We start from the raw sequence: 19,932 nt of genomic DNA, 5'->3' as shown, positions 1-19,932 counted from the left end.
GGTCCGGCGCGCCGGGGAGCCGGCGCTCCGGCCGCGTGGCTCAGCGCTCGGCGCTCCGGAGGCGCAGGCGCTCGGGCCGCGTGAACAGCGCCATGGCGACGCTCGCGACCGCGGCGACGTACCACGGGATGTCCTTCACGGTCCCGTAGACGGTCTGCGGGCGCATGAACCGCGCCTCGCCGAGGAGCGATTGCTCCTTGAAGGTGTCGCTTTGCACGACGACCCGGCCGACCGGGTCGACGATCGCCGAGACGCCGCTGTTCGTGGCGCGCACGAGGTAGCGGCGGTGCTCGATGGCGCGCATCTTCGCGAGCGCGAGGTGGATCCACGGCTCCGTCGAGTCGCCGAACCAGGCGTCGTTCGTGAGGTTGACGAGGAGGTCGGGGTCGCCCTCGGCGACCAGCTTGTTCACGAAGTGCGGCAGGATGTCCTCGTAGCAGATCATCGTCGCGATCCTGTGGCCGTCCCACTCGAGCGGGGCGAGCGACGTGCCGGGGCTGAACCGGCCCGAGTTCGGCGACAGCGTGTAGAGGTACGGGATCGTGTCGCCGAGCGGGAGGTACTCGCCGAACGCGAGCAGGTACTGCTTGTCGTATCGCCCGAGGATCTCGCCGTCCTTGCCGGCCATCAGCGCCGTGTTGAAGCTCACGCCGCGCTCGTTCCGGTCGGCCGGGAGCCGGTGGATGACCGTGCCGACCACGGTGGGCACGCCGAGGCGGCCCGTGAGCGACCGCTGGACCTCGGTCTTATAGGCCGACTCGCGGAACGCCTGCGGCACGCCCGCCTCGCTCCACACGACGAGCCCAGCGCCCTGCTTGGCGAGCTCCTGGGTCCTCTTCAGGTGGATCTTGACCGCGTTCCGGCGGTCGAAGAGCGCGAGGTTCGGCTGGACGATCCCGATCTTGATCGGCTCGGCCGCGGCGGCGGCCGCGTCCACGGCGCGCATCCGGACGAGGCCGTACACGGCGGCGAGGGCGGGGGCCGCGACGCCCACCGCGACGACCGCGCGGTTCAGCGGGCGGCCGGGCCGCGACGGGCCGGCGCCGCCGCCCGCCGCGCGCGGCGCGCGATCCAGCCGGAGCTTGACCAGCTCGGCGATCGCGAGGTTCGCGGCGACAAGCACCAGCCCGACGAGGTAGGGGCCGCCGAGATCCGCGACCTGGCCCATCACCGGGGCGTTGTGGACCGAGGCGCCGTAGTACCAGGGAAAGAGCAGCGGATAGACGAGCTCGCTCGTCACGAACGCGAGCGCGAACGCCACGGCGCCCGGCCAGCCGCGCGCCTCGGCCCGCCCGTAGAGCCAGCCGCACAGGGCGATCCGTCCGGCCTGGTAGGCGCAGAGGATGGCCATGAAGACCGTGCAGAGGATCGTGGGGAAGCCGCTGAACACCCGCAGCATCTCGAGCAGCCAGTAGAAGCCGGTCATCGTCATGACGAAGCCGGCGATCCAGCCGAGCAGCGCCGCGCGCCGCGGCGTCTGTCCGCGCAGCGCCACGATCAGCGGGACGAGGCCGAAGAACGAGATCGGCCAGAGATCCATCCCCGGAAACCCGAGGAAGTAGAGGAAGCCGGAGAGCCCCGCGAGCCCGTAGGAGAGGCGCGCGGGCAGCGGCCGCACCGCGCCGTCCGCGCTCGCGCTGCGCGGCGCTTCCGGCCGAGGGAGGTGTTCGGCCGCTCCGCCTCCGACGTCGGCGGCCTCGCTCTCTTGCTGGCGCGCGGTCGTCATCGGCAGCGCCGGGGGAAGGGGAAGCAGCGCGCCGCGGCGACGGCGCGGTGGAACCTGAAGGGGCCGGGCATGGCGCCCCCGTATTGGATGGGCGCCGCCGGTCGTCAACCCGCTCGGCGCTCGCCTGGCAACCCGCTCGGCGCGCGCGCGGTGGCGAGCTCGGCACGACCGCAGGAACAAGCGCGGTGCAAGCGACCCAAGCGGACGACCCGGGCCCCGGCCGGGCCGGCGGACCCGAACAGGCGGCGGAAAGTAACGCAGAACGTGCCTGGCCCCCGTCGATCGCGACTACTATGCGCACGCAGAGCCCATGTCGAAGATACTTCACATCGAGGATGATCCCGCGAACCGCCTGCTCGTACGCAAGCTGCTCCAGAGCGCCGGCTACGAGGTCCTCGAGGCCGCCGACGGGCTCGAAGGGGTGCGTCTTGCCTGCACGCTCCACCCGGACCTCGTCCTCGTCGATCTGAACATCCCCGGCCTCGACGGGTTCGAGGTCACCCTGCGCCTGCGCGGCGAGGCGTCGCTCGCCGGCGTCCCCATCGTCGCGATCACCGCCGAGGGCGATCGGGACACGAGCCTCGCCGTCGGCTGCGACGGCTTTCTCCAGAAGCCGATCGACGCGCGCTCCTTCTCGGCGGTCATCGCCCGCTACCTCAGCGGCGCGCGCGAGGAGCTCCCCGCGTCGCAGGGGCCGCTCCGGCTGCGCGAGCAGAGCCAGCGCATCGTCGCCCACCTCGAGCAGAAGGTGGCCGAGCTCTCGCGCGCCAACGCCCGGCTCCGCGAGCTCGACGCCGCGCGCACCGAGTTCTACCGCAACATCTCGCACGAGCTCGCGACCCCGATGACCCCGATCGTCGGGTACGTGAAGCTGCTCGCCGACGAGGAGCTCGGCCCGCTCAACAAGGCGCAGAAGAAGGCGCTGCTCGCGATGGAGGACTGCGTTCGCAGGCTCCGGTCGCTCATCGACAACCTGCTCGACGTGACCGGCATCGAGACGGGCCGGATGCGCTTCATGCACTCGGAGTACGATTTCCTCGACACCACGCGGCGCGCCCTCGCGCAGGTGGCCGACCGCTTCGCCGAGGGGAAGGTGCAGCTCGTCGAGGACCTGCCGCGCGGCCCGCTCCCCGCCTGGGGCGACGCGGGCCGGCTGCAGAGGGCGATGATCCAGCTGTTCGAGAACGCCGCGAAGTTCACGCCGGCCGGCGGCACCGCGGGCGTGCGGGTCAGCGTGCTCCAGTCGGGGCACTACGAGCTCTGCGTCGCCGACACGGGGCCCGGGGTCAAGGCGGACCGGCTGCAGCGCATCTTCGAGCCGTTCTACCAGGTCGACGGCTCGGCCACGCGCGCCTACGGCGGCGTCGGCGTCGGGCTCGCGATCGCCCGGCGCACCGCCCGCGGGCTCGGCGGCGACGTGCGCGTCGTGTCGCCCAGCAACGAGGTGATCGAGGGCGAGACGCTCACCGGATCGGCGTTCTTTCTGACCGTCGCCCGGCGAGCGCCCCTCCAGGACGACGGCAGCTCGCCGGGCCGGCTCGGCCCGCCCTCGGTGCCGCCCGCCGAGCCGTCGTCGTCCTGATGCGCCCTGCCTCCCCGTCGTCGTCCTGATGCGCCCTGCCTCCAGCGCCATCTATCTCGACTGGAACGCCACGACGCCGCCGCACCCCGAGGTCCTGGCGGCGATGCAGGCCGCCGCCGAGGTGGCCTGGGCCAACCCGGCGAGCGTGCACGGACCGGGGCGGCGGGCGCGCGCGTTCGTCGAGCAGGCGCGGGAGGCGGTCGCCCGGTTGACCGGGCTCGACGCGCGCGACGTGACCCTCACCTCGGGCGGGACCGAGGCCAACAACCTCGCGCTCTGGCACGCCTTCGGGGACGAGGCCGGCGCGCTCGTTGTCTCGCGGATCGAGCACCCCTCGGTGACCCGCGCCGCGGAGGGGCTCGCCGGCCGCGGCGTGCACGTCGCCTGGGTCGATCCCGAGCCGTCCGGCCGGGTCGCGCCGGAGGCGATCGCCGCCGCCATCGATCGGGCGGCAGCGGTCGCGCCCGTGCGGCTCGTGAGCCTCCAGGCGGTCAACCACGAGACGGGGGTCGTCCAGCCGGTCGCCGAGGCGGCGGCGATCGTCCATGCCCGCCGGGCGCGGCTCCACGTGGACGCCGTCCAGGCGGTGGGACGCCTCCCGCCGGAGGCGTGGGCCGGGGCGGATCTCGTGTCGGTCGCGGCCCACAAGATCCGGGGCCCGAAGGGGATCGGAGCGCTCGCGGTGCGGCCCGGCGTCCGGCTCCGGCCCGTCCTGCTCGGCGGCGCCCAGGAGCGCGGGATGCGTCCCGGGACACAGGACCCGCTCGCCGCGGCCGGCTTCGCCGTGGCCGCCCGGCGAGCGATCGGCGCCCCCGCCCGGTACGCGGCGCTCGCCCCGCTCCGCGATCGTCTCGAGGCCGCGCTCACCCAGGTTGGGCGCGCGGCCGGCGCCGCGCCCCTCCGCAACGGGGACGGCGCGCGCGCCCCCCACGTCACGAACCTCTCCTGGCCCGGCTGGCGCGGCGACGAGCTCTGCGCAGCGCTCGACCTGGAGGGCGTCGCCGCGTCCAGCGGCGCGGCCTGCAGCGCCGGGACCGCCGAGCCGTCCCCGGTCCTCACGGCGATGCTCGGCCCCGAGCGCGCGGCCTCCGCCGTGCGCTTCTCGATCGGCGAGGACACGACCGAGGCCGACCTGACCGAGGCCGCGCTCCGCATGGCCCGCGTGCTCTCCCGGCTGCGGTCACTTCCAGCCCGAAGCTGAGCCGATCCAGCCGCTTACCGGGACCCCCCCGATTCTTGAACCATCCCTCGAGCCATTCCGGATAACCGCGCAGAGAAGGGTGAGTCCACAGGGGTAACCATACGCAATGACTGAGCTTTTCGAGGGGGGTGTGGATTCTTTTTGTCGATCCATTGAATGGATCGAATCGGCCATCTTCCTGCGAGCCTGTTCAGCCATCGATGCGATGCTCGAATCTGCATCACATGTTGTTCGTATCTATGCAAATTTGTTGTTAATTTTGCTTGGTTAAGGGTTCGACCTACTGCGTTCCCGGATGACCTCGCAGCGCGCGGTCGCGCCGAGCCCGGACCTGTTGCGCGCAATCCGGCGAGCGATGTTCCCGGGAGGCTACGGGCATGCCCTACGGCGCTGGCTGGACGGGCCCGCGGCGCGCGGATCGCCGTGGTCGTCGGGCGGCTGGTGTCGCGGGGGCTGCTGCCGGACTACGCGCGCGACGTGCGGCGCTGCCGGACGACTTCGTAGAGCGCGATCGCCCCGGCGACCGAGGCGTTCAGCGAGGAGATCGGGCCGGTCATCGGGAGCCGGGCCACGTGCTGGCAGACGCGGCGGACCGAGCGGCGCGTGCCCTTGTCCTCGGCGCCGATGACGATGCAGACAGGGCCGGTCAGGGGCAGATCGCCGAGCTCCGCCGGGCCCTGGGCGTCGAGCGCGATCGCGGCGACGCCGCGGGCGGCGAGGGACTCCAGGGCGTCGGGCAAGGAGCGGACACGGCAGAGCCTCGCGTGCTCGATCGCGCCGGCGGAGGCGCGGAACGTCGCCGGCGTGAGCGGCGCCGAGCTGTGCTCGGGCCACAGGATGGCCCCCGCGCCGAGGGCGACGGCGCTGCGGATCACCGCGCCGAAGTTCTGCGGATCCATCACGCCGTCGAGCGCCACCGTGATCGTGCCGGCGCCGGGCTCGCCCTCCTCGACGACCGGGATCGCGTCGACCCCGACGATCTGGAGCTCGGGCGCCGACGCGACGGCGCCCTGGTGGCGGCCGCCGGCGCTGCGGCGATCGAGCTCGCTGCGGGGCGCGCGCTCGGTCGGGATGCCCTGGCCCTCCGCGAGGCGCGCGAGCGCGTCGAGCTTCGGGCCGCCGTCGCGCTGGACGAGGGCCCAGGCGACCCGTGCGCCGTGCGCGCGGATCGCCTCCCGGACCGGCTGAAGACCGTAGACGAGGCGGCTCACGGTCAGCGCGGTGGGTGGAGTGTGTGCGCGATCTCCTGGACGATGGAGCGCGCGGTGGCGAGTGGATCGGCGGCGTCCCGGATCGGCCGGCCGACGACGAGGAGATCGGCGCCGGCCGAGATCGCGGCCGACGGCGTGGCGATGCGCTTCTGGTCGTCGGCGGGCGCGCCGGCCGGGCCGGGGCCGAGGCGGATGCCCGGCGTCACGAGGAGCTCGCCCTGCCCGAGCGCCTGCCGCAGCGCCGGCATCTCCTGCGGCGAGGCGACGAACCCGTGGATGCCGGCGCCGCGCGCGAGCTGCGCCAGCCGGACCACGTGCTCCGAAGCGCTCCCCTGGACGCCCTGCGCGGCGAGATCGCCGTCGTCGAGCGACGTGAGCACGGTGACGGCGAGGAGGATCAGCTCCTGGGAGCGCGCCGCCTCCTGGGCCGCGCGCGTCAGCATCTCGGCGCCGCCGGCCGCGTGCACCGTCAGGTAACGGACCCCGTGCGCGGCGGCGCTCGCCACCGCCCGCGCCACCGTCTCGGGGATGTCGTGCAGCTTCAGATCGAGGAAGACGTCGAGGCCGAGCGACCTGCCGATCTCGATCGCGGCCGGCCCCTCGCGGACGAACAGCTCCAGGCCGACCTTGAGCACGCCGACCGAGGGAGCGACGCGGGTCGCCGCCGCCCTGGCCTCGTCCAGGGTCGCAAAATCGAGCGGGAAGACGAGCCTGCGGCGCGCCTCGTCGAGCGAGCTGCCGCCGAGGCTCGTCCGCTGCCTGACGGAGCCGGTGTTCGCCATTCGGTGTTCCCGTTCCGCGTCAGAGGCAGCTGCAGAGCGGATCGCCAGGGGCGCAGTTGCAGGGGGCCTTGGTGCCGCCGCCGCTCGCCGGGTGGGCGCCGGCGGCCGGCCGCCCGCTGCCGCCGCCGCGGCGCAGCTGCTCCTGCTTCTGCTGCTCGGCCTCGAGCTGCTTCTGCAGGGCGAGGCGCGTCGCCTCGTCCTTGGCGCTCGCGAGCTGGTCGCGCAGCCCGGACATCTTGGACTCGGACTCCTTGAACTGCGCCTCGAGCCGCTTGTTCGCCTCCTCGAGATCGCGGGCCCGCGCGGCCTCGGCGGCGATGCGCGCCTCGTTGTCCTGGGACGACTTGACGGCGGCGACGGTGACGATGCCGATCACCAGCGCGCTGGCGATGGCGCCGCCGATGAGGAGCTTGCGCAGCTTGTTCTTCGACTCGTCCTGCTGCAGCGCCGCGAGCGAGCGCTCGTGGTGCTGCTGCGCGGCCATCGCCTCGAGCCGCGCCTTCTGCTCGGCCTCGACGCGCGCCTTCTCGATCTCGGCCTGCCGGATCGCCTCGAGCCGCGCCGCCTCCTCGCGGGAGCGTCGCTCCTCGTTGCGACGGCGCTCCTCCTCGGTGCGGATGCGCAGCTCCTCGGCCTCGCGCGCGGCGCGCTCCGCCTCGACGCGCGCCTTCTCGGCGGCGGCGGCGGCGGCGGCCTTCTGGGCCTCTTCGGTCTTGATGCGATCCTCCTCGAGGTTCATCAGCTCCTTGAGCGAGAACAGGACCGAGCTTTCCTTCTGTTCCGACATGACCTCGTGGCTCCTTCGATCGAGCGCGTGCGGTTGGGCTACCAAGGGGCGGCGCGGAGAACCTGCAGGTCGCCCTGGGTGGGGCCACCGAGCAAGACGATTCTGACCCGCAGAGCGGCTTTCACGCAATTATTCGCGATCACCGCGACCCTCGCGATGTCGAGGAACCGCGGAACCGTCAGCCAGATTATCGCCGTGGTGCACCGCAGGTACCAGCGGAAATCGCAGCGCTCCGTCCCTTCCACGTCTCCACGTCCCTTCCACGTCTCCACGTCCCCTCGTCCGTTCCACGTCCCCACGTCCCCTCGTCCGTTGCGCGCGCACCTGCCCAGCCGCGCCGTCCCGCGTGCCCGCGCCACCGGGCGACCTCGACCGTCCGGAGAGGGTGCCTGGGGGACGCCCGAGCACGGACCGCCAGAGGCCGCGCCGCGCCCCACGCTCCCGTTGGATTCTCGGTGGCTCTCCGGTAGGTTCGCGCGCCCATGGCAAACGTCATCAAGGCGCACATCACCGGTACGGTCTGGAAGATCGAGGTCAAGCCGGGCGACAAGGTCGAAGAGGGGACCGTGGTCGTCATTCTCGAGTCCATGAAGATGGAGATGCCCGTCGAGGCCGAGGAAGAGGGGATCGTCGAGGAGATCCTCGTCACCGAGGGGGCCTCGGTCACCGAAGGCGCCCCGCTGATCAAGCTGGCCTGACCGCCCGGGCCGGCCAGCGTCCGCGCTTTCACGGACTCGCCCCGCGCCGACGCGCCGCCGCCAGGACGGCCGCGGGGCCCGGCCGCGCCCCCGAGGGCGCGGCGCCGATCACTCGCGCCAGAAGAATTTCCAGGGGTTGTGCTTGAGGTCGCGGGCGAGCTCCTGCAGGTCGTCGAACAGCTGCTCGTCCATCACCAGCGCGCCCACCGTCCCCTTGCCGCGCTTGACGTGGGCGAGGACCTCCTGGGCGTCGGCGGTCGCCGACCTCGCCCTGCCCGCGATCTCGGCGATGTCGTCGAGCGTCTTCTTGATCTTCGCCTGCTCCGTCTCGCCGCCCACCGTGGTCGACAGCCGGCGCGCGTTGGCCAGCGTCTCGCGCGCGTCCGTCATGAGCGGCGGCAGATCGCGCGCGGCCGTGCTGCTCACCTGATCGGCGTTCGCGAGGATCCGGTCGATCTGCGGGTTGTTCACGTACTTCTGCCGGGCGTCCTTCACGAGATCCGTGCCGTCGAGGCTCATCTGCTCGACGTTCTCGGCGATGCGATCGAGCCGGTCCTGGTTCCGGTGCATGAACTCGCCGGTGCCCTTCAGCGTCTTCCGGAGCCCGTCGAACGCCTCGCCGACCTCCTCCCGGTGCTCGCGCATCGCGGTGACGGTCGCGTGCAGGAGCTCGTAGCCCTCGGCGAGGAGCATGTCGAGGCGCGGCGGATCCAGCCCCCGGACGACCGCGTTCGCGGGGAGCACCGGCCGATCGGTCGAGCCGGGCTCGATCGCGAGGAACTGCTCGCCGAGCACGCCCTGCGTCGTGACGTAGAACGTGGCATTGTCATGGATGCTCTGCTGGTAGCGCTCCTCGACGCGCAGCTGGATCCGCACGAGCGGCTCGCGCCTGCCGTCCTTGCCGACCTGGCCGCCGCGGAAGTGGATCTCGCTGAGCTTGCCGACCTCCACCCCGGCGATCTTCACCGGCGCCCCGGTCTGCAGGCCGCCCGGGTTATCGAACTCGACGTAGATGGAGTACTTCGGCTGAAAGTTGACTCCGCCCATCACGAGGATGAACGTGGCGAGGAGCCCGAGCGCCGTGAGTATGAGGATCCCGACCTTGACCTCGATCGATCGCGGGCTTGCCATGGGGTCTTCATCTTCTCCGATCTGGCGGCGGGGAGGTGAGGGAAATAGGCCAGGATCCAGCTGCCCTGACGCATCGTCTCCGGCGCGCGTCGTGACGCTTCGCGCTGCCTTTGCCCTGACGCAACCGTACTTGCCTCCCAGGCCGCGATGATTTCGTTCCGAAATGTCAGAAAATCCTTTGGGCCCAAAGAGGTCCTCAAGGACGTCTCGTTCGACGTCGAGGACGGCGAGGTGTTCTTCATCATCGGGCAGTCGGGCGTCGGGAAGAGCGTGCTCATCAAGCACCTCGTCGGCCTGCTCTACCCGGACGGCGGGGAGATCTGGCTGGACGGCGAGGAGGTGAGCCGCTTCGACGAGGCCCGGATGTACCCGGTCCGGATGAAGTGCGCGATGGTGTTCCAGCACTCGACGCTGTTCGACTCGATGACGTGCGCCGAGAACGTCGCGCTCCCGCTCCGCAAGCACAAGGGGCTCAAGCCGAAGGAGGCGCTCGCGGAGGCGCGGCGGCGGCTCGAGCAGGTGCACATGCGCGAGTTCGGGGACCGCTTCCCGCCGGAGCTCGGCGACGGGATGCGCAAGCGCGTCGCCATCGCCCGCGCGCTCACGCTCGACCCGCGCTACGTGCTCTTCGACGAGCCGACCACGAGCCTCGACCCGGTGAGCGCGCGGCGCGTCGACAAGCTGATCCGCGAGCTGAGCGACACGCTCGGCGTGACGAGCATCGTCGTGAGCCATGATCTCGTGAGCATCTTCACGATCGCCGACCGCATCGTCATGCTCTATCAAGGGCTCGTCCGCCTGCTCGGAGATCGCGGGGTGTTCGAGGGCTCGCAGGACGCGATCGTCCAGCAGTTCATCACCGGGAGCGCCGAGGGGCCGATCGAGTGAGGCGCCGCGCGGCGCGCGGCGACGCGGCAGGCGGCCTGGCTAGCGGAAGATCACGAAGGCAGCCGCCGAGATCAGCATGTTGAGGACGATGACCGCGAGCGAGGAGTTCACGACCGCGCGCGTCGTCGCCCAGCCCACGCCCTCGCTGCCGCCGAAGGTCGAGAGGCCGGAGTGGCCGGAGACGATCGGGATCGCGGCGCCGTAAGCCAGGCACTTGGCGAGGCCGGTCGCGAGGTCGCCGGCGTCGACGAGGCTCACGTTCATGAACGTCTCGGGGCTCACGTCGAACATGCTGTAGGCGGTGACCATCCCCGTGGTGAACGCGACCGCGGCGCTCCAGACGATGAGGCACGTGGTCATGAGGAGGCTCGCGATGAACCGCGGCTTGATGAGGTAGTCGATCGGATCGGCCGCGCACATGCGGAGCGCGTCGACCTGCTCGGTCACCACCATCGAGCCGATCTCGGCGGCGATGCCCGCGCCGACCCGCGTGGCGAGCATCAGCGCGCCGATCGAGGCGGCGAGATCGCGGATGAGCAGCTCGAGGTAGGTCGCGCCCAGCATGGTCAGATCCGGGATGACCCGCTTCGCCTGCTGGCCGGCCTGGAAGACCATGATCATCCCGATGAAGCCCATCACGACCGTCAGGAAGAACAGCGATTTGTTGCCGATCTCGTACATCTGGACGAGCACGGCGCCCGGCTCGTGGCGGCCCTTCGCGCAGTAGTAAAGCGTCCTTACAAATAGCGAGTAGAGCTCGCGCGCCGACGCGAAGAGGGACAGCGCGGCGCTGCCGATCGCGGCGACGCCGGACTGCTCGGGCGCGAGATCCCGGAGCTCGCTCGAGGGGGGGCCCGCGCTCGCGCGGTCCGGGAAGCTCGGGTGGGAGGGGGGCATGCGCGGCGCCGTCGATCAGTCGAGCGTGAACGAGACGAAGTAGTCGAGGATGAAGATGCCGGCGGCCGAGGCGACGACGGTCGCGTTGACGGCGCGGCCGACGCCGGGGGCGCCGCCGGTCACGCCGAGGCCGTACTGGCAGCTCGAGAGCGCGAGGACGACGCCGAAGACGACGCTCTTGACGAGGCCGCTCATGACGTCGCCGATGCCGAGGAGCCCGCTCGTGAGGCCGTTGTAGAAGACCGCCGGGGCGACGCCGAGCAGGAGATCGCCGGTGAAGGCCGCGCCGAGCAGGGCGAGCGCGTCGGCGAAGATCACCGAGAGGAACAGCGTCAGCACCATCGCGAGGAAGCGCGGGGCGATGAGGAAGCTCACCGGGTCGATCGCGAGGACGCGGAGGGCGTCGATCTGCTCGGTGACGACCATGGTGCCGAGCTCGGCGGTGTTGTTGGCGCCGACGCGGCCGTTGATCATGAGCGCCGTGAGCAGCGGGGCGATCTCGCGGAGCGTGCCGAAGCCCGCGCCCCAGCCGAGCAGGCCGTGCGCGCCGAAGCGCTCGACCAGCGGCGCCGCCTGGATGACCATGATCGCGCCGGTGAAGAGCGCGGTCACGGCGACGATGGGCATCGACTTGACGCCCATCTTGTAGAGGTTGCGCATGAACTCGGCGCCGTCGACGCGGAGCGTGGCCACGCGCGTCGCGATCTGCCCCGCGAGCACGGCCATGCCGCCCACCGTGGCGGCGATCTGCAGGAACGTGGCGCCGACCTGGTGCACCCCGGTGGGCTCCTGCGCGATCGGCGCGCGCAGCCGCCGCGCGGGCGGCCCGCCGGGCGCGGGGAGCGCACCCGGGACGCGCGCGGCGGTGCCTGGGCCAGCAGGAGACGTCATCGGAACAGGGAGCTTAGCCCAAGGCTCCCGGGGAGCGCGGCCCGATCCGCTGCGATCCGGCGTGCGCAGCGGCCCCGGCAGCTACCCAAGCAGGAGATCGTCCTCTATCTGAAAAGCGCATGCCTCGCTTCGAAGCCGTCCTGTGCGATGGTAAACGCGGACTTCCACAGGTAATGCTGGCGCGTCTCACGCCGGAGGCCGCCGGACGCCGCCGAAGGAGCGCCGGCCGGGGAGGGCGCCGCTGGTGACGACGTCCGGTCGACAGCGGATCGAGCCCGTGACGAAAAGAAAAGCGGATCCCACGGCCCATCGCGCGCCCGTGCGCGCCATGACAGGCGGGCTCCCGACTGGCCTGCTCGACGATGGGCAGACGTTCGCCGTCCTCTCCGCCGCGACGTTCGCGCTGAAGGCGATCTTCGTGAAGCTCGCGTACGCCGCGCACCCGATCGACGCGGTGTCGCTGCTCGCGCTGCGGATGGGCATCGCGCTGCCGTTCTTCCTGTGGCTCGCCCGGAGGGAGCGCGGAGAGGCCGCCGAGCCCATGACGCCCCGCCTCTGGGGGGGCGTGCTGCTCGTCGGGTTCCTCGGGTACTACCTGTCCAGCCTGTTCGACTTCATCGGGCTCACGTACATCAGCACCGGCCTCGAGCGCCTGATCCTGTTCGTGTATCCGACGCTCGTCCTCATGATCGGCGCGGTGTGGCTGAAGCAGCCGGTGCGCGCCAAGGCCTGGGGCGCGCTCGCCGTGTGCTATCTCGGCCTCGCTGCGGCCGTCTGGCACGATCTCGTGCAGACCGGGGACGTGCGGACCGTCGCCGTCGGCGGAGCGTGGGTGTTCGCGAGCTCGGTGACCTACGCGCTTTACTACATCGGTGTCGGCAAGCTCGCGTCCAGGGTCGGCTCGACGCGCCTCGCCGCGTACTGCGGGGCGACCTCGTGCCTGATGGTGCTGGCGCACTACGCGGCGACGGGGAGCCCCGCCAGGCTGGGGGAGATCCCGGCCTCGGTGTGGGGGTACGCGGCGGCGATGGCGACGATCAGCACGGTGCTCCCCATCGTCCTGCTCGCAGAGGCGATCCGGCGGCTCGGCGCGGGCCGGGCCGCGACGTTCTCGACGCTCGGCCCGGTGCTCACGATCGCCTTCTCATGGGTCATCCTGGGGGAGCCGTTCGCGTGGCAGCAGGTCGTCGGGCTCGCGCTCGTCGTGGGCGGCGTGACCTGGCTCGGCAAATCGCGCTGAGATCGAGCTCGGCGCCCGCCCGTGAGGTCACCCGGCCGACGTCGCGCGGTGAGGCTCCGGCGCGCCGGTGCCGAAGAACTCGCCCCGGACGCGCTCGCGCTCGCGCTCCACCTGCTCGGCCGTCGCGCCGAGCCGCACGAGGAGGCGCTCGGTCATCGAGAACGCGACCTCCGCCTCGCCGGTCACGACGACGTCCGCGCCCGCCTTCTTCAGCGCGCCCACCTCGCGCAGATAAAAGGCGCGGGCGAGGACGAACAGCCGCGGATTGATGCCCTTCGCCTGCTCGATGACCCCGTCTCCGGGCGCGCCCGCCGACGTGAACAGCAGGCTGTCGGCCTTCCCGACCCCGGCGCGATCGAGGATCTCCCGCTGCGTCGCGTCGCCGTAGATCGCGTGGATGCCCTGGTCATGCAGCTGCCTCACCGTGTCGAGGTTGAGCTCGACGACCGTGACCTCGATACCGTTCTCCCGGAGCAGCCGCGTCAGCGTCCGCCCGACCGGGCCGTAGCCCACCACGACCGTGCGGTGGGCGGGCTCGTCCACCGGAGCGGCCTCGGCGACGGCGTCCGCCGCGGCGCCGCGCCGCAGGAAGAGCGCCGACGTCGACCGCGCGAGGCGATCCCGGATGCTGAAGAGCAGGGGATTCAGGGTGATCGACACGATCGACGCGACGACGAGCGCCTGCGAGGCCTCGTCCGGCACGATCCCGAGCTGCCGGCCGAGCGTCGCCAGGATGAACGAGAACTCCCCGATCTGCGCGAGCGAGAGCGCGACGGCGAAGGCGGTCTGGAAGGGGCGGCGGAGCATCACCACCACGAGGAGCGCGGCGAGGGGCTTGCCGATCAGCACGACCGCGAGCGTCGCCACGGCGACCGGCCAGCTCGCGACGAACTGCGTCGGGTCGAAGAGCATGCCGACCGAGACGAAGAACAGCACGGCGAACGCGTCGCGCATCGGGAGCGCCTCCGAGGCGGCGCGCGAGCTGAAGTCGGACTGGCCGACGACCAGGCCGCCCAGGAAGGCGCCGAGCGCCATCGACGAGCCGAAGAGCTTCGCCGAGCCGACGGCGACGCCGAGCGCGACGACGAGCACCGTCAGCGTGAAGAGCTCCCGCGAGCCGGTCTTCGCCACATACCCGAGCAGCGCGGGGATGACGCGCTGCCCGACGATGAACACGAAGGCCACGAGCCCGGCGAGCTTCAGGACCGCGAGGCCCACGGATACGGCGATCCCCGTCGCGCCCGCGCTGCCGTCCCCGCCCACCAGGGCGGGGAGCAGCACGAGCACCAGCACGGTGAAGACGTCCTCGAGCACGAGCCAGCCGATGGCGAGGTGGCCAGCGGGGGTGTGCAGGACGTGGCTGTCGCTGAGGACGCGCGTGAGCACGACGGTGCTCGCCACCGAGATGGCGATGCCGAAGACGGCCGACGCGGCCCACGTCCAGCCCGCGGCGCGGCCGACCACGACCCCGAGCGCGGTGGCGACGGCGATCTGGACGAGGGCGCCTGGCACGGCGATCTTCCGCACGGCGAGGAGCTCGCGGACGTGGAACTGCATGCCAACCCCGAACATCAGCAGGATGACCCCGATCTCCGCGAGCTGGTCGGCGAGCCCCTTGTCCGCCACGAACCCCGGCGTGAACGGTCCGACGAGGATCCCGGCCAGCAGGTAGCCGACGATGGGCGACAGCCTCAGGCGCTGGGTGATGAAACCGAACGCGAGCGCAGCGGTGAAGCCGCCCGTGAGCGTGAGGATGAGGTCGAGGTCGTGCGGCATTTCGGCACTAGTAGCGCTTCTCTTCACCGACCGCAGCCGCTACCGCGCGACGGGGCGACGAAGGACGTGCGACCTCGTCGGCCGCGCCGCGCGCGCCCCGGATCCGCGCCCGCGCCGCGACCGGCGCGTACATCGCGTCGGCGACGCTGAAGCGGCCAAGCAGGAACTCGCCCCCTGGCCGAAGCGAGATCGGCAGTCGTTCCAGGTCGATTGAATGCGCGCGATGTCCTGCGACGCGGCCTCGGTGAGCGCCACGCCCTGGATCTTCCGCCGCACGTTCATCGGCAGCGCGGTGCGGAGGGCGGCGAAGCCGCTCACCATCTCGGCGCTCGCCGCCCGCGCGATTCAGGACGAGCCAGGGCCGGAGCGACCACGACGAAGAGGACCTGTTTCCAATGTAGAGAGTGCGCTCAGCCATGTGCAGAGCCCGCCACCGTCGCCCCCCCCCGGGCGGCAGCGCGCCCGGCCCCTCACCCCGCCGGCTCGCCCCCGAACACCTCGCTCGCCAGCGCCTCCACCGCCATGCGCACCGCCTCGTCGCTCGTGTGCCGCACCCGGAAGCCCAGCGTCGCCAGCTTGCCCGGATCCATCCGCGATACCGGCACGTCGCCGGGCCACCCGCGCTCGCCGCCCTGATACCGGATCACCGCGTCGGGATAGGGCGACGCCGCCACGCACAGCTCCGCGATGCGGGAGACGCGGGTCGCGTCCTCGGGCGCGAGGTTGAAGAGGTTCAACCGCTCTCCGGCCCGGTCGAAGCCGAACAGGATGCCCTCCGCGCAGTCCCGGACATCGAGGTACGGCTTCGACTGGCGCCCGTCGCCGAGCACCTCGAGCTCCGTGCGAAGGGCGCGCAGCTTCTTCAGGAAATCGAGCGCCGCGCCGTGCGTCCCGCGCGGCCCGACCACGTTGCCGAAGCGGTAGATCCACGCGGTGAGGCCGAAGCACTCGACATAGGCGCTGATGAGCGCCTCGCCCGCGAGCTTGCTCGCGCCGTAGAGCGAGATCGGCAAGGCGCCGAGATCGCCCTCCGCGCACCGCCGCGCCGTGTCGCCGTAGACCGTCCCGGAGGACGAGAAGATCAGCCGGCCCACCCCCGCGCGGCGCATCGCCTCGAGCACGTTGTACGTCGCGATCGTCCCCTGATCGAGGTCGAGCCGCGTCCGCGCGAGCCCCCAGCGCGCCTCCGGGTTCGCCGCGAGGTGCACGACGAGGTCGTGGCCCGCCATGGCCTCGGTGAGGCGATCCAGATCGAGGGCGTCCGCCTCGACGAGCGTCGCGCGCCCGGAGGCGAGGTGCGGGGCGACGAACGCGCGGCGCCCGACCGAGAGGTTGTCGTACAGCGTCACGGGGCCGCGCTCGACAAGGCGATCCGTGAGGTGGCTCCCGATGAACCCGGCGCCGCCGACGACGAACGACCTGAGCCCGGTCATCGCCCGCCTCCCGCGGCCAGGCGCTCGACCCGCGCCGCGAACTGCAGGCGATCCTGCGTCACGAGACGGAACGGCATGTCGTGGATCCTGAGCGGCCACTCGAGGCCGGTGATGCGCCCGCCCGCGCCGCGCACGAGCTCGGCGAGCTCGCCCGGCGTGAAGTAGGTGCCGCGCACCTCGACGCCCGGCGCGGCGTTCCCGACGAGATCCATCCAGAGCAGGACCTTCTCCGAGACAGGGCCGAACCGGAAGTGATCCTTGAGCGCGACGACGCGCGACGCGACCCGGAGCGCCTCCGCGAGCAGCGCGCCGGGGCGCGCGCAGTGGTGCAGCACGTCGGAGAGGAGCACCGCATCGAACGCCCCGTCGGGGAAGGGGAGGCGCTCGCCATCGTACGCGACGACCGGCAGCGCCGCCCCGGGGCGCGCCTTCACGTCCACGCCGACGACGCGCTGCGCGCCCACCCGGCGCGCGACCTCGAGCGCGACCGTCCCGTCGCCCGCGCCCACGTCGAGCAGCGACGCCGCGCGGCCCACCTGCGCGGCCAGCGCCCGCGCGACGCGGCCCACGCGAGGCACGTGGACCAGGCGATGGTGCAAGGAGAACAAGCCGCGCGCGAGGACCGTCATTCCACATCCGAGCCCCGGCGCCGCACGCGCCGGAGAACGGCGCCACGCTAGTCGAGCGCGCGAGGACCGGCAACGCCCGGGGCCACGCCGCGCTCGACGCGCGTGGCGCGGGCCGCCTCCGGCGCTCTGACGCGCGGGGAGCCGAGAGGCCGTGGCCAGACAGGACAGCGGCGAGATCACGAAAACAACACCTCTCCAGGACGACCGGCAAGGTGCCCTGGACTCCGGGGCCAGCGCGCTCCCGCGGTGGCAACAGAGGCCGGCGGCGCGCACCTCGTTATGCCCGGCCCGAAAGGAGAGCTGCCGTGAAACAGCCACTCTTCCAGGGTCTACGACAATGACGTCGTGAGGCTCGCTCCCCGAGCCGTTCTCGCCCCGCTCGCGCTTGACCGATTCGCGCCATCGAACATAGCTGACTCGATGATCGGCACGCGCGGAAGAGGGCTCATGAAAGCTGGTGTGCGCTGGTTCGGTCTGGCCTCCCTCTACATCGCTCTTTCAGGGTGCAGCGGAGAATCTGGAGGCGAGGCGACGGACCAGAACACCGCCCCTCAGGACGGCGCAGAGACGGGCGAGGCGACGTTCGCGCCGGATGAGCCGACGGAGCTCTGGTTCGTGGAGCTCGAGCGCGCGCCGGCCGCGAGGAGCGGCGGGGGCGCGCGCGTCAAAGGCCTCGCGGGCGAGGAGCTGGTGCGCTTCCGGCGCGCGGCCGAAGAACGCGGGCTCCGGTACAGAGTACGATTCTCGTTCGAGGAGCTCTGGAACGGCCTCTCCGTCCGCGTCGCGCGCGGGGGCTCCGCCGCGCTCTCCGAGATGCCCGGGGTCAAGGCCGTCTACCCCGTCGTGCCGGTGGAGCTCGACACCACGCGCGTCGTGACCTCGGTCGACCCGGATCTCGCCGTCGCGAGCGACATGTCGGGCGCGGACCTCGTGCGCCGCGACCTCGGCGTGACCGGCGCGGACATCCGCGTCGGCGTGATCGACAGCGGGGTCGACTACCATCACCCCGATCTCGGCGGCTGCTTCGGGCCGGGCTGCCGCGTGGCGTTCGGCTACGATTTCGTCGGCGACGACTTCGTCGCCGGCGACGCGAGCAAGCAGCCGGCGCCCGACGGCGACCCCGACGATTGCCTGGGCCACGGCACGCACGTCGCCGGCATCATCGGGGCGAACGGGATCGTGCAGGGCGTGGCGCCGGACGTGACCTTCGGCGCCTACCGCGTGTTCGGCTGCCGCGGCGGCTCGCGCTCCGACATCATCGTCAAGGCCATGGAGCGGGCCGCCGACGACGGGATGCACGTCGTCAACATCAGCATCGGGACACCGTTCCAGTGGCCGGACTACCCGACGGCGACCGCGGCGACCGCGCTCGTCGCGCGCGGCGTCGTGGTCGTCGCGTCGATCGGCAACAGCGGCGAGAAGGGGCTCTGGGGCGCGGGCGCGCCCGGCGTGGGCGAGGCGGTCATCGGCACCGCGTCCGTCGACGGCACCCGCGTGACCCGCCTGTCGTTCACCGTGGCGCCTGGCAGCGCGGCGATCGGCTATGCGCGCGCGGTCGGGAGCCCGCCCCCGCCGCTCTCGGGGAGCGCCCCGCTGGAGCGCACCGGGACGCCCACCAGCGCGCGCGACGCCTGCGACGAGCTCCCCGCGGGCAGCCTCGCAGGCAAGATCGCGCTCGTCCGGCGCGGTGGCTGCCCCTTCCACCAGAAGGCCACGCGCGCGCAGGCCGCCGGCGCGGTCGGCGTCGTGATCTACGACGACAGGGCCGGGGTGCTCAGCCCGTCGGTCGAGGCGGACGGCTCGATCACCATCCCGGTCGTGGGGATCGCGCAGGCCGACGGCGAGCTGCTCAACGCGCGCCTCGACGCGGGGCCGCTGACCCACAGCTGGACCGACCGGGCCGTGGCCGCGGAGAGCCGCACCGCGGGCCTCATCTCCGGCTTCAGCTCGCACGGCTTGAGCGCGACGCTCTCCTTCAAGCCGGACCTCGCCGCGCCCGGCGGGGCGATCTACTCGACGATCCCGGTCGAGCAAGGCTCGTACGACACGCTCAGCGGCACGTCGATGGCGGCGCCGCACGTGGCGGGAGCCGTCGCGCTCCTGCTCGACGCGCGCCCGGAGCTCTCCGCGCCGCGCGTGCGCGACGTCCTGCAGAACAGCGCCGTCCCCGCGCCGTGGAGCGGCGATCTGAGCGCCGGGGTGCCCGAGAGCGCGCACCGGCAGGGGGCGGGGGTGATCCGCGTCGACCGGTCGATCCGCGCGAGCACCGTGATCAGCCCCGGCAAGCTCGCGCTCGGCGAGAGCGAGGCCGGCCCCGCCGCGCGCACGCTGACGCTCGAGAACGCGAGCGCGCACGACGTCACCTACGACCTGTCGCACGCGCCCGCGGCGTGCGCGACAGGGCGCGATCACTGGAGGCCGGCGAGCGCGACGACCGGCGCCGCGCGCGTCGACTTCGGCGCCGCGAGCGTCACCGTGCCGGCCCGCGGGAGGGTGACCGTCTCGGCCACCGTCAGGGCGAGCGACGCGCTCCCGGACGGCAGCCTGTTCGGCGGCTACCTCGTGTTCACCCCGCGGGGCGGCGCGGCCGACGGCGCGCTGCGGGTGCCGTACGCGGGCTTCAAGGGCGATTACCAGAGCGTGCCCGCCCTCAAGCTGTCGGGTCAGGAGGCGCCGTGGCTCGGCAAGCTGAGCGGGACGAGCATGACCCCGCAGCGGAGCGGCGCGACCTACACGCTGGCGTCCGGCGATGTCCCGTACGTGATGGTCCACCTCGACCACGGCGCCGAGCGTCTGACCCTGGACATCATCGAGGCCGCGACCGCGAAGCCGTGGGGGCGCGCGGTTTCGCTCTCGCGCGTCGGTCAGAGCGCGTCGACGACCGCGTTCACGCGGTATGGGTGGAAGGGCACGACGAAGCTGAACGGGCGGGCGACGGTCGTGCCGGACGGGGGCTATCGGATCATGCTCCGCGCGCTCAGGGCGCTCGGGGATCCGGGCAACGAGGCGCACTGGGACACGTGGACGTCGCCTGTCGTCACCCTGGACCGGCCGTGAGGG

General features: G+C 72.3%; 16 protein-coding genes. 6 read left to right on the top strand and 10 right to left on the bottom strand.

Annotation, left to right across the window (positions count from 1 at the left end; translation table 11 throughout):
• Positions 1-40 precede the first annotated feature (40 nt).
• Complete coding sequence (gene lnt, locus WMF28_RS18160) at positions 41-1,726, bottom strand: apolipoprotein N-acyltransferase (protein WP_437603501.1); 1,686 nt, start codon at positions 1,724-1,726, stop codon at positions 41-43.
• 310 nt (positions 1,727-2,036) lie between these two features.
• On the opposite strand from lnt, the gene WMF28_RS18155 reads away from it, so the two are divergent.
• Together WMF28_RS18155 and WMF28_RS18150 are read left to right on the top strand one after the other, a co-directional pair.
• A complete protein-coding gene (locus tag WMF28_RS18155; protein ID WP_437603500.1) occupies positions 2,037-3,308 on the top strand; it encodes a hybrid sensor histidine kinase/response regulator in 1,272 nt (423 codons plus the stop codon).
• 28 nt (positions 3,309-3,336) lie between these two features.
• Complete coding sequence (locus tag WMF28_RS18150; protein ID WP_437603499.1) at positions 3,337-4,509, top strand: cysteine desulfurase family protein; 1,173 nt, start codon at positions 3,337-3,339, stop codon at positions 4,507-4,509.
• A gap of 464 nt (positions 4,510-4,973) precedes the next feature.
• On the opposite strand, the gene WMF28_RS18145 is transcribed toward WMF28_RS18150, so the two are convergent.
• The 3 genes from WMF28_RS18145 to WMF28_RS18135 are packed head-to-tail and all read right to left on the bottom strand — an operon-like array spanning position 4,974 to position 7,289.
• Entirely contained in the window at positions 4,974-5,720 is a 747-nt protein-coding gene (locus tag WMF28_RS18145) for a TrmH family RNA methyltransferase (protein ID WP_437603498.1), read from the bottom strand.
• Between the two features lie 2 nt (positions 5,721-5,722).
• Entirely contained in the window at positions 5,723-6,502 is a 780-nt protein-coding gene (gene pyrF / locus WMF28_RS18140; protein WP_437603497.1) for an orotidine-5'-phosphate decarboxylase, read from the bottom strand.
• A gap of 19 nt (positions 6,503-6,521) precedes the next feature.
• Complete coding sequence (locus WMF28_RS18135; protein WP_437603496.1) at positions 6,522-7,289, bottom strand: hypothetical protein; 768 nt, start codon at positions 7,287-7,289, stop codon at positions 6,522-6,524.
• A gap of 482 nt (positions 7,290-7,771) precedes the next feature.
• On the opposite strand from WMF28_RS18135, the gene WMF28_RS18130 reads away from it, so the two are divergent.
• Positions 7,772-7,987, top strand: coding sequence for an acetyl-CoA carboxylase biotin carboxyl carrier protein subunit (locus tag WMF28_RS18130; RefSeq protein ID WP_437603495.1), 216 nt, complete (start codon positions 7,772-7,774; stop codon positions 7,985-7,987).
• Between the two features lie 108 nt (positions 7,988-8,095).
• Here WMF28_RS18130 and WMF28_RS18125 read toward each other — a convergent pair whose 3' ends face one another.
• A complete protein-coding gene (locus WMF28_RS18125; protein WP_437603494.1) occupies positions 8,096-9,118 on the bottom strand; it encodes an MlaD family protein in 1,023 nt (340 codons plus the stop codon).
• A gap of 147 nt (positions 9,119-9,265) precedes the next feature.
• Here WMF28_RS18125 and WMF28_RS18120 point away from each other — a divergent pair, with 147 nt between their 5' ends.
• Positions 9,266-10,006: an ABC transporter ATP-binding protein gene (locus WMF28_RS18120; protein WP_437603493.1), complete on the top strand. Its 741-nt coding sequence runs from the start codon at positions 9,266-9,268 to the stop codon at positions 10,004-10,006.
• 39 nt (positions 10,007-10,045) lie between these two features.
• Here WMF28_RS18120 and WMF28_RS18115 read toward each other — a convergent pair whose 3' ends face one another.
• Positions 10,046-10,903 carry an MlaE family ABC transporter permease gene (locus tag WMF28_RS18115; protein ID WP_437603492.1) on the bottom strand — a complete coding sequence of 286 codons (858 nt, stop codon included), beginning with the start codon at positions 10,901-10,903 and terminating at the stop codon, positions 10,046-10,048.
• A gap of 15 nt (positions 10,904-10,918) precedes the next feature.
• Positions 10,919-11,794, bottom strand: coding sequence for an MlaE family ABC transporter permease (locus WMF28_RS18110; RefSeq protein ID WP_437603491.1), 876 nt, complete (start codon positions 11,792-11,794; stop codon positions 10,919-10,921).
• A 328-nt stretch (positions 11,795-12,122) separates the two neighbouring features.
• On the opposite strand from WMF28_RS18110, the gene WMF28_RS18105 reads away from it, so the two are divergent.
• Positions 12,123-13,034 carry a DMT family transporter gene (locus WMF28_RS18105; RefSeq protein WP_437604277.1) on the top strand — a complete coding sequence of 304 codons (912 nt, stop codon included), beginning with the start codon at positions 12,123-12,125 and terminating at the stop codon, positions 13,032-13,034.
• Between the two features lie 27 nt (positions 13,035-13,061).
• Here WMF28_RS18105 and WMF28_RS18100 read toward each other — a convergent pair whose 3' ends face one another.
• The 3 genes from WMF28_RS18100 to WMF28_RS18090 all read right to left on the bottom strand — a co-directional run bounded on the left by WMF28_RS18100 (position 13,062) and on the right by WMF28_RS18090 (position 16,872).
• Positions 13,062-14,810, bottom strand: a complete 1,749-nt coding sequence (locus WMF28_RS18100) for a cation:proton antiporter (protein ID WP_437603490.1) — start codon at positions 14,808-14,810, stop codon at positions 13,062-13,064.
• A 470-nt stretch (positions 14,811-15,280) separates the two neighbouring features.
• On the bottom strand, positions 15,281-16,243 hold the full coding sequence (locus WMF28_RS18095; protein WP_437603489.1) for an NAD-dependent epimerase/dehydratase family protein: 963 nt from the start codon (positions 16,241-16,243) through the stop codon (positions 15,281-15,283).
• On the bottom strand, positions 16,240-16,872 hold the full coding sequence (locus WMF28_RS18090) for a class I SAM-dependent methyltransferase (protein WP_437603488.1): 633 nt from the start codon (positions 16,870-16,872) through the stop codon (positions 16,240-16,242). Before WMF28_RS18090 ends, WMF28_RS18095 begins: the two co-directional genes overlap by 4 nt.
• A gap of 447 nt (positions 16,873-17,319) precedes the next feature.
• Between WMF28_RS18090 and WMF28_RS18085 the strand changes: the two genes are divergently transcribed.
• Positions 17,320-19,929, top strand: a complete 2,610-nt coding sequence (locus tag WMF28_RS18085) for a S8 family serine peptidase (protein WP_437603487.1) — start codon at positions 17,320-17,322, stop codon at positions 19,927-19,929.
• Positions 19,930-19,932 lie beyond the last annotated feature (3 nt).

It is taken from the genome of Sorangium sp. So ce590, from assembly GCF_051521365.1.
GTDB lineage: Bacteria > Myxococcota_A > Polyangia > Polyangiales > Polyangiaceae > Sorangium.
This window is presented reverse-complemented; position numbering and strand designations above follow the sequence as displayed.

Excerpts from the sequence above, each read along its gene's own strand:
- WMF28_RS18125 (WP_437603494.1), bottom strand. The coding sequence starts at position 9,118 with ATGGCAAGCCCGCGATCGATCGAGGTCAAGGTCGGGATCCTCATACTC.
- WMF28_RS18155 (WP_437603500.1), top strand. The coding sequence starts at position 2,037 with ATGTCGAAGATACTTCACATCGAGGATGATCCCGCGAACCGCCTGCTC.
- WMF28_RS18105 (WP_437604277.1), top strand. The coding sequence starts at position 12,123 with ATGACAGGCGGGCTCCCGACTGGCCTGCTCGACGATGGGCAGACGTTC.
- WMF28_RS18110 (WP_437603491.1), bottom strand. The coding sequence starts at position 11,794 with ATGACGTCTCCTGCTGGCCCAGGCACCGCCGCGCGCGTCCCGGGTGCG.
- lnt (WP_437603501.1), bottom strand. The coding sequence starts at position 1,726 with ATGACGACCGCGCGCCAGCAAGAGAGCGAGGCCGCCGACGTCGGAGGC.
- WMF28_RS18120 (WP_437603493.1), top strand. The coding sequence starts at position 9,266 with ATGATTTCGTTCCGAAATGTCAGAAAATCCTTTGGGCCCAAAGAGGTC.
- WMF28_RS18090 (WP_437603488.1), bottom strand. The coding sequence starts at position 16,872 with ATGACGGTCCTCGCGCGCGGCTTGTTCTCCTTGCACCATCGCCTGGTC.
- WMF28_RS18150 (WP_437603499.1), top strand. The coding sequence starts at position 3,337 with ATGCGCCCTGCCTCCAGCGCCATCTATCTCGACTGGAACGCCACGACG.
- pyrF (WP_437603497.1), bottom strand. The coding sequence starts at position 6,502 with ATGGCGAACACCGGCTCCGTCAGGCAGCGGACGAGCCTCGGCGGCAGC.
- WMF28_RS18130 (WP_437603495.1), top strand. The coding sequence starts at position 7,772 with ATGGCAAACGTCATCAAGGCGCACATCACCGGTACGGTCTGGAAGATC.
- WMF28_RS18100 (WP_437603490.1), bottom strand. The coding sequence starts at position 14,810 with ATGCCGCACGACCTCGACCTCATCCTCACGCTCACGGGCGGCTTCACC.
- WMF28_RS18085 (WP_437603487.1), top strand. The coding sequence starts at position 17,320 with ATGAAAGCTGGTGTGCGCTGGTTCGGTCTGGCCTCCCTCTACATCGCT.
- WMF28_RS18115 (WP_437603492.1), bottom strand. The coding sequence starts at position 10,903 with ATGCCCCCCTCCCACCCGAGCTTCCCGGACCGCGCGAGCGCGGGCCCC.
- WMF28_RS18135 (WP_437603496.1), bottom strand. The coding sequence starts at position 7,289 with ATGTCGGAACAGAAGGAAAGCTCGGTCCTGTTCTCGCTCAAGGAGCTG.
- WMF28_RS18095 (WP_437603489.1), bottom strand. The coding sequence starts at position 16,243 with ATGACCGGGCTCAGGTCGTTCGTCGTCGGCGGCGCCGGGTTCATCGGG.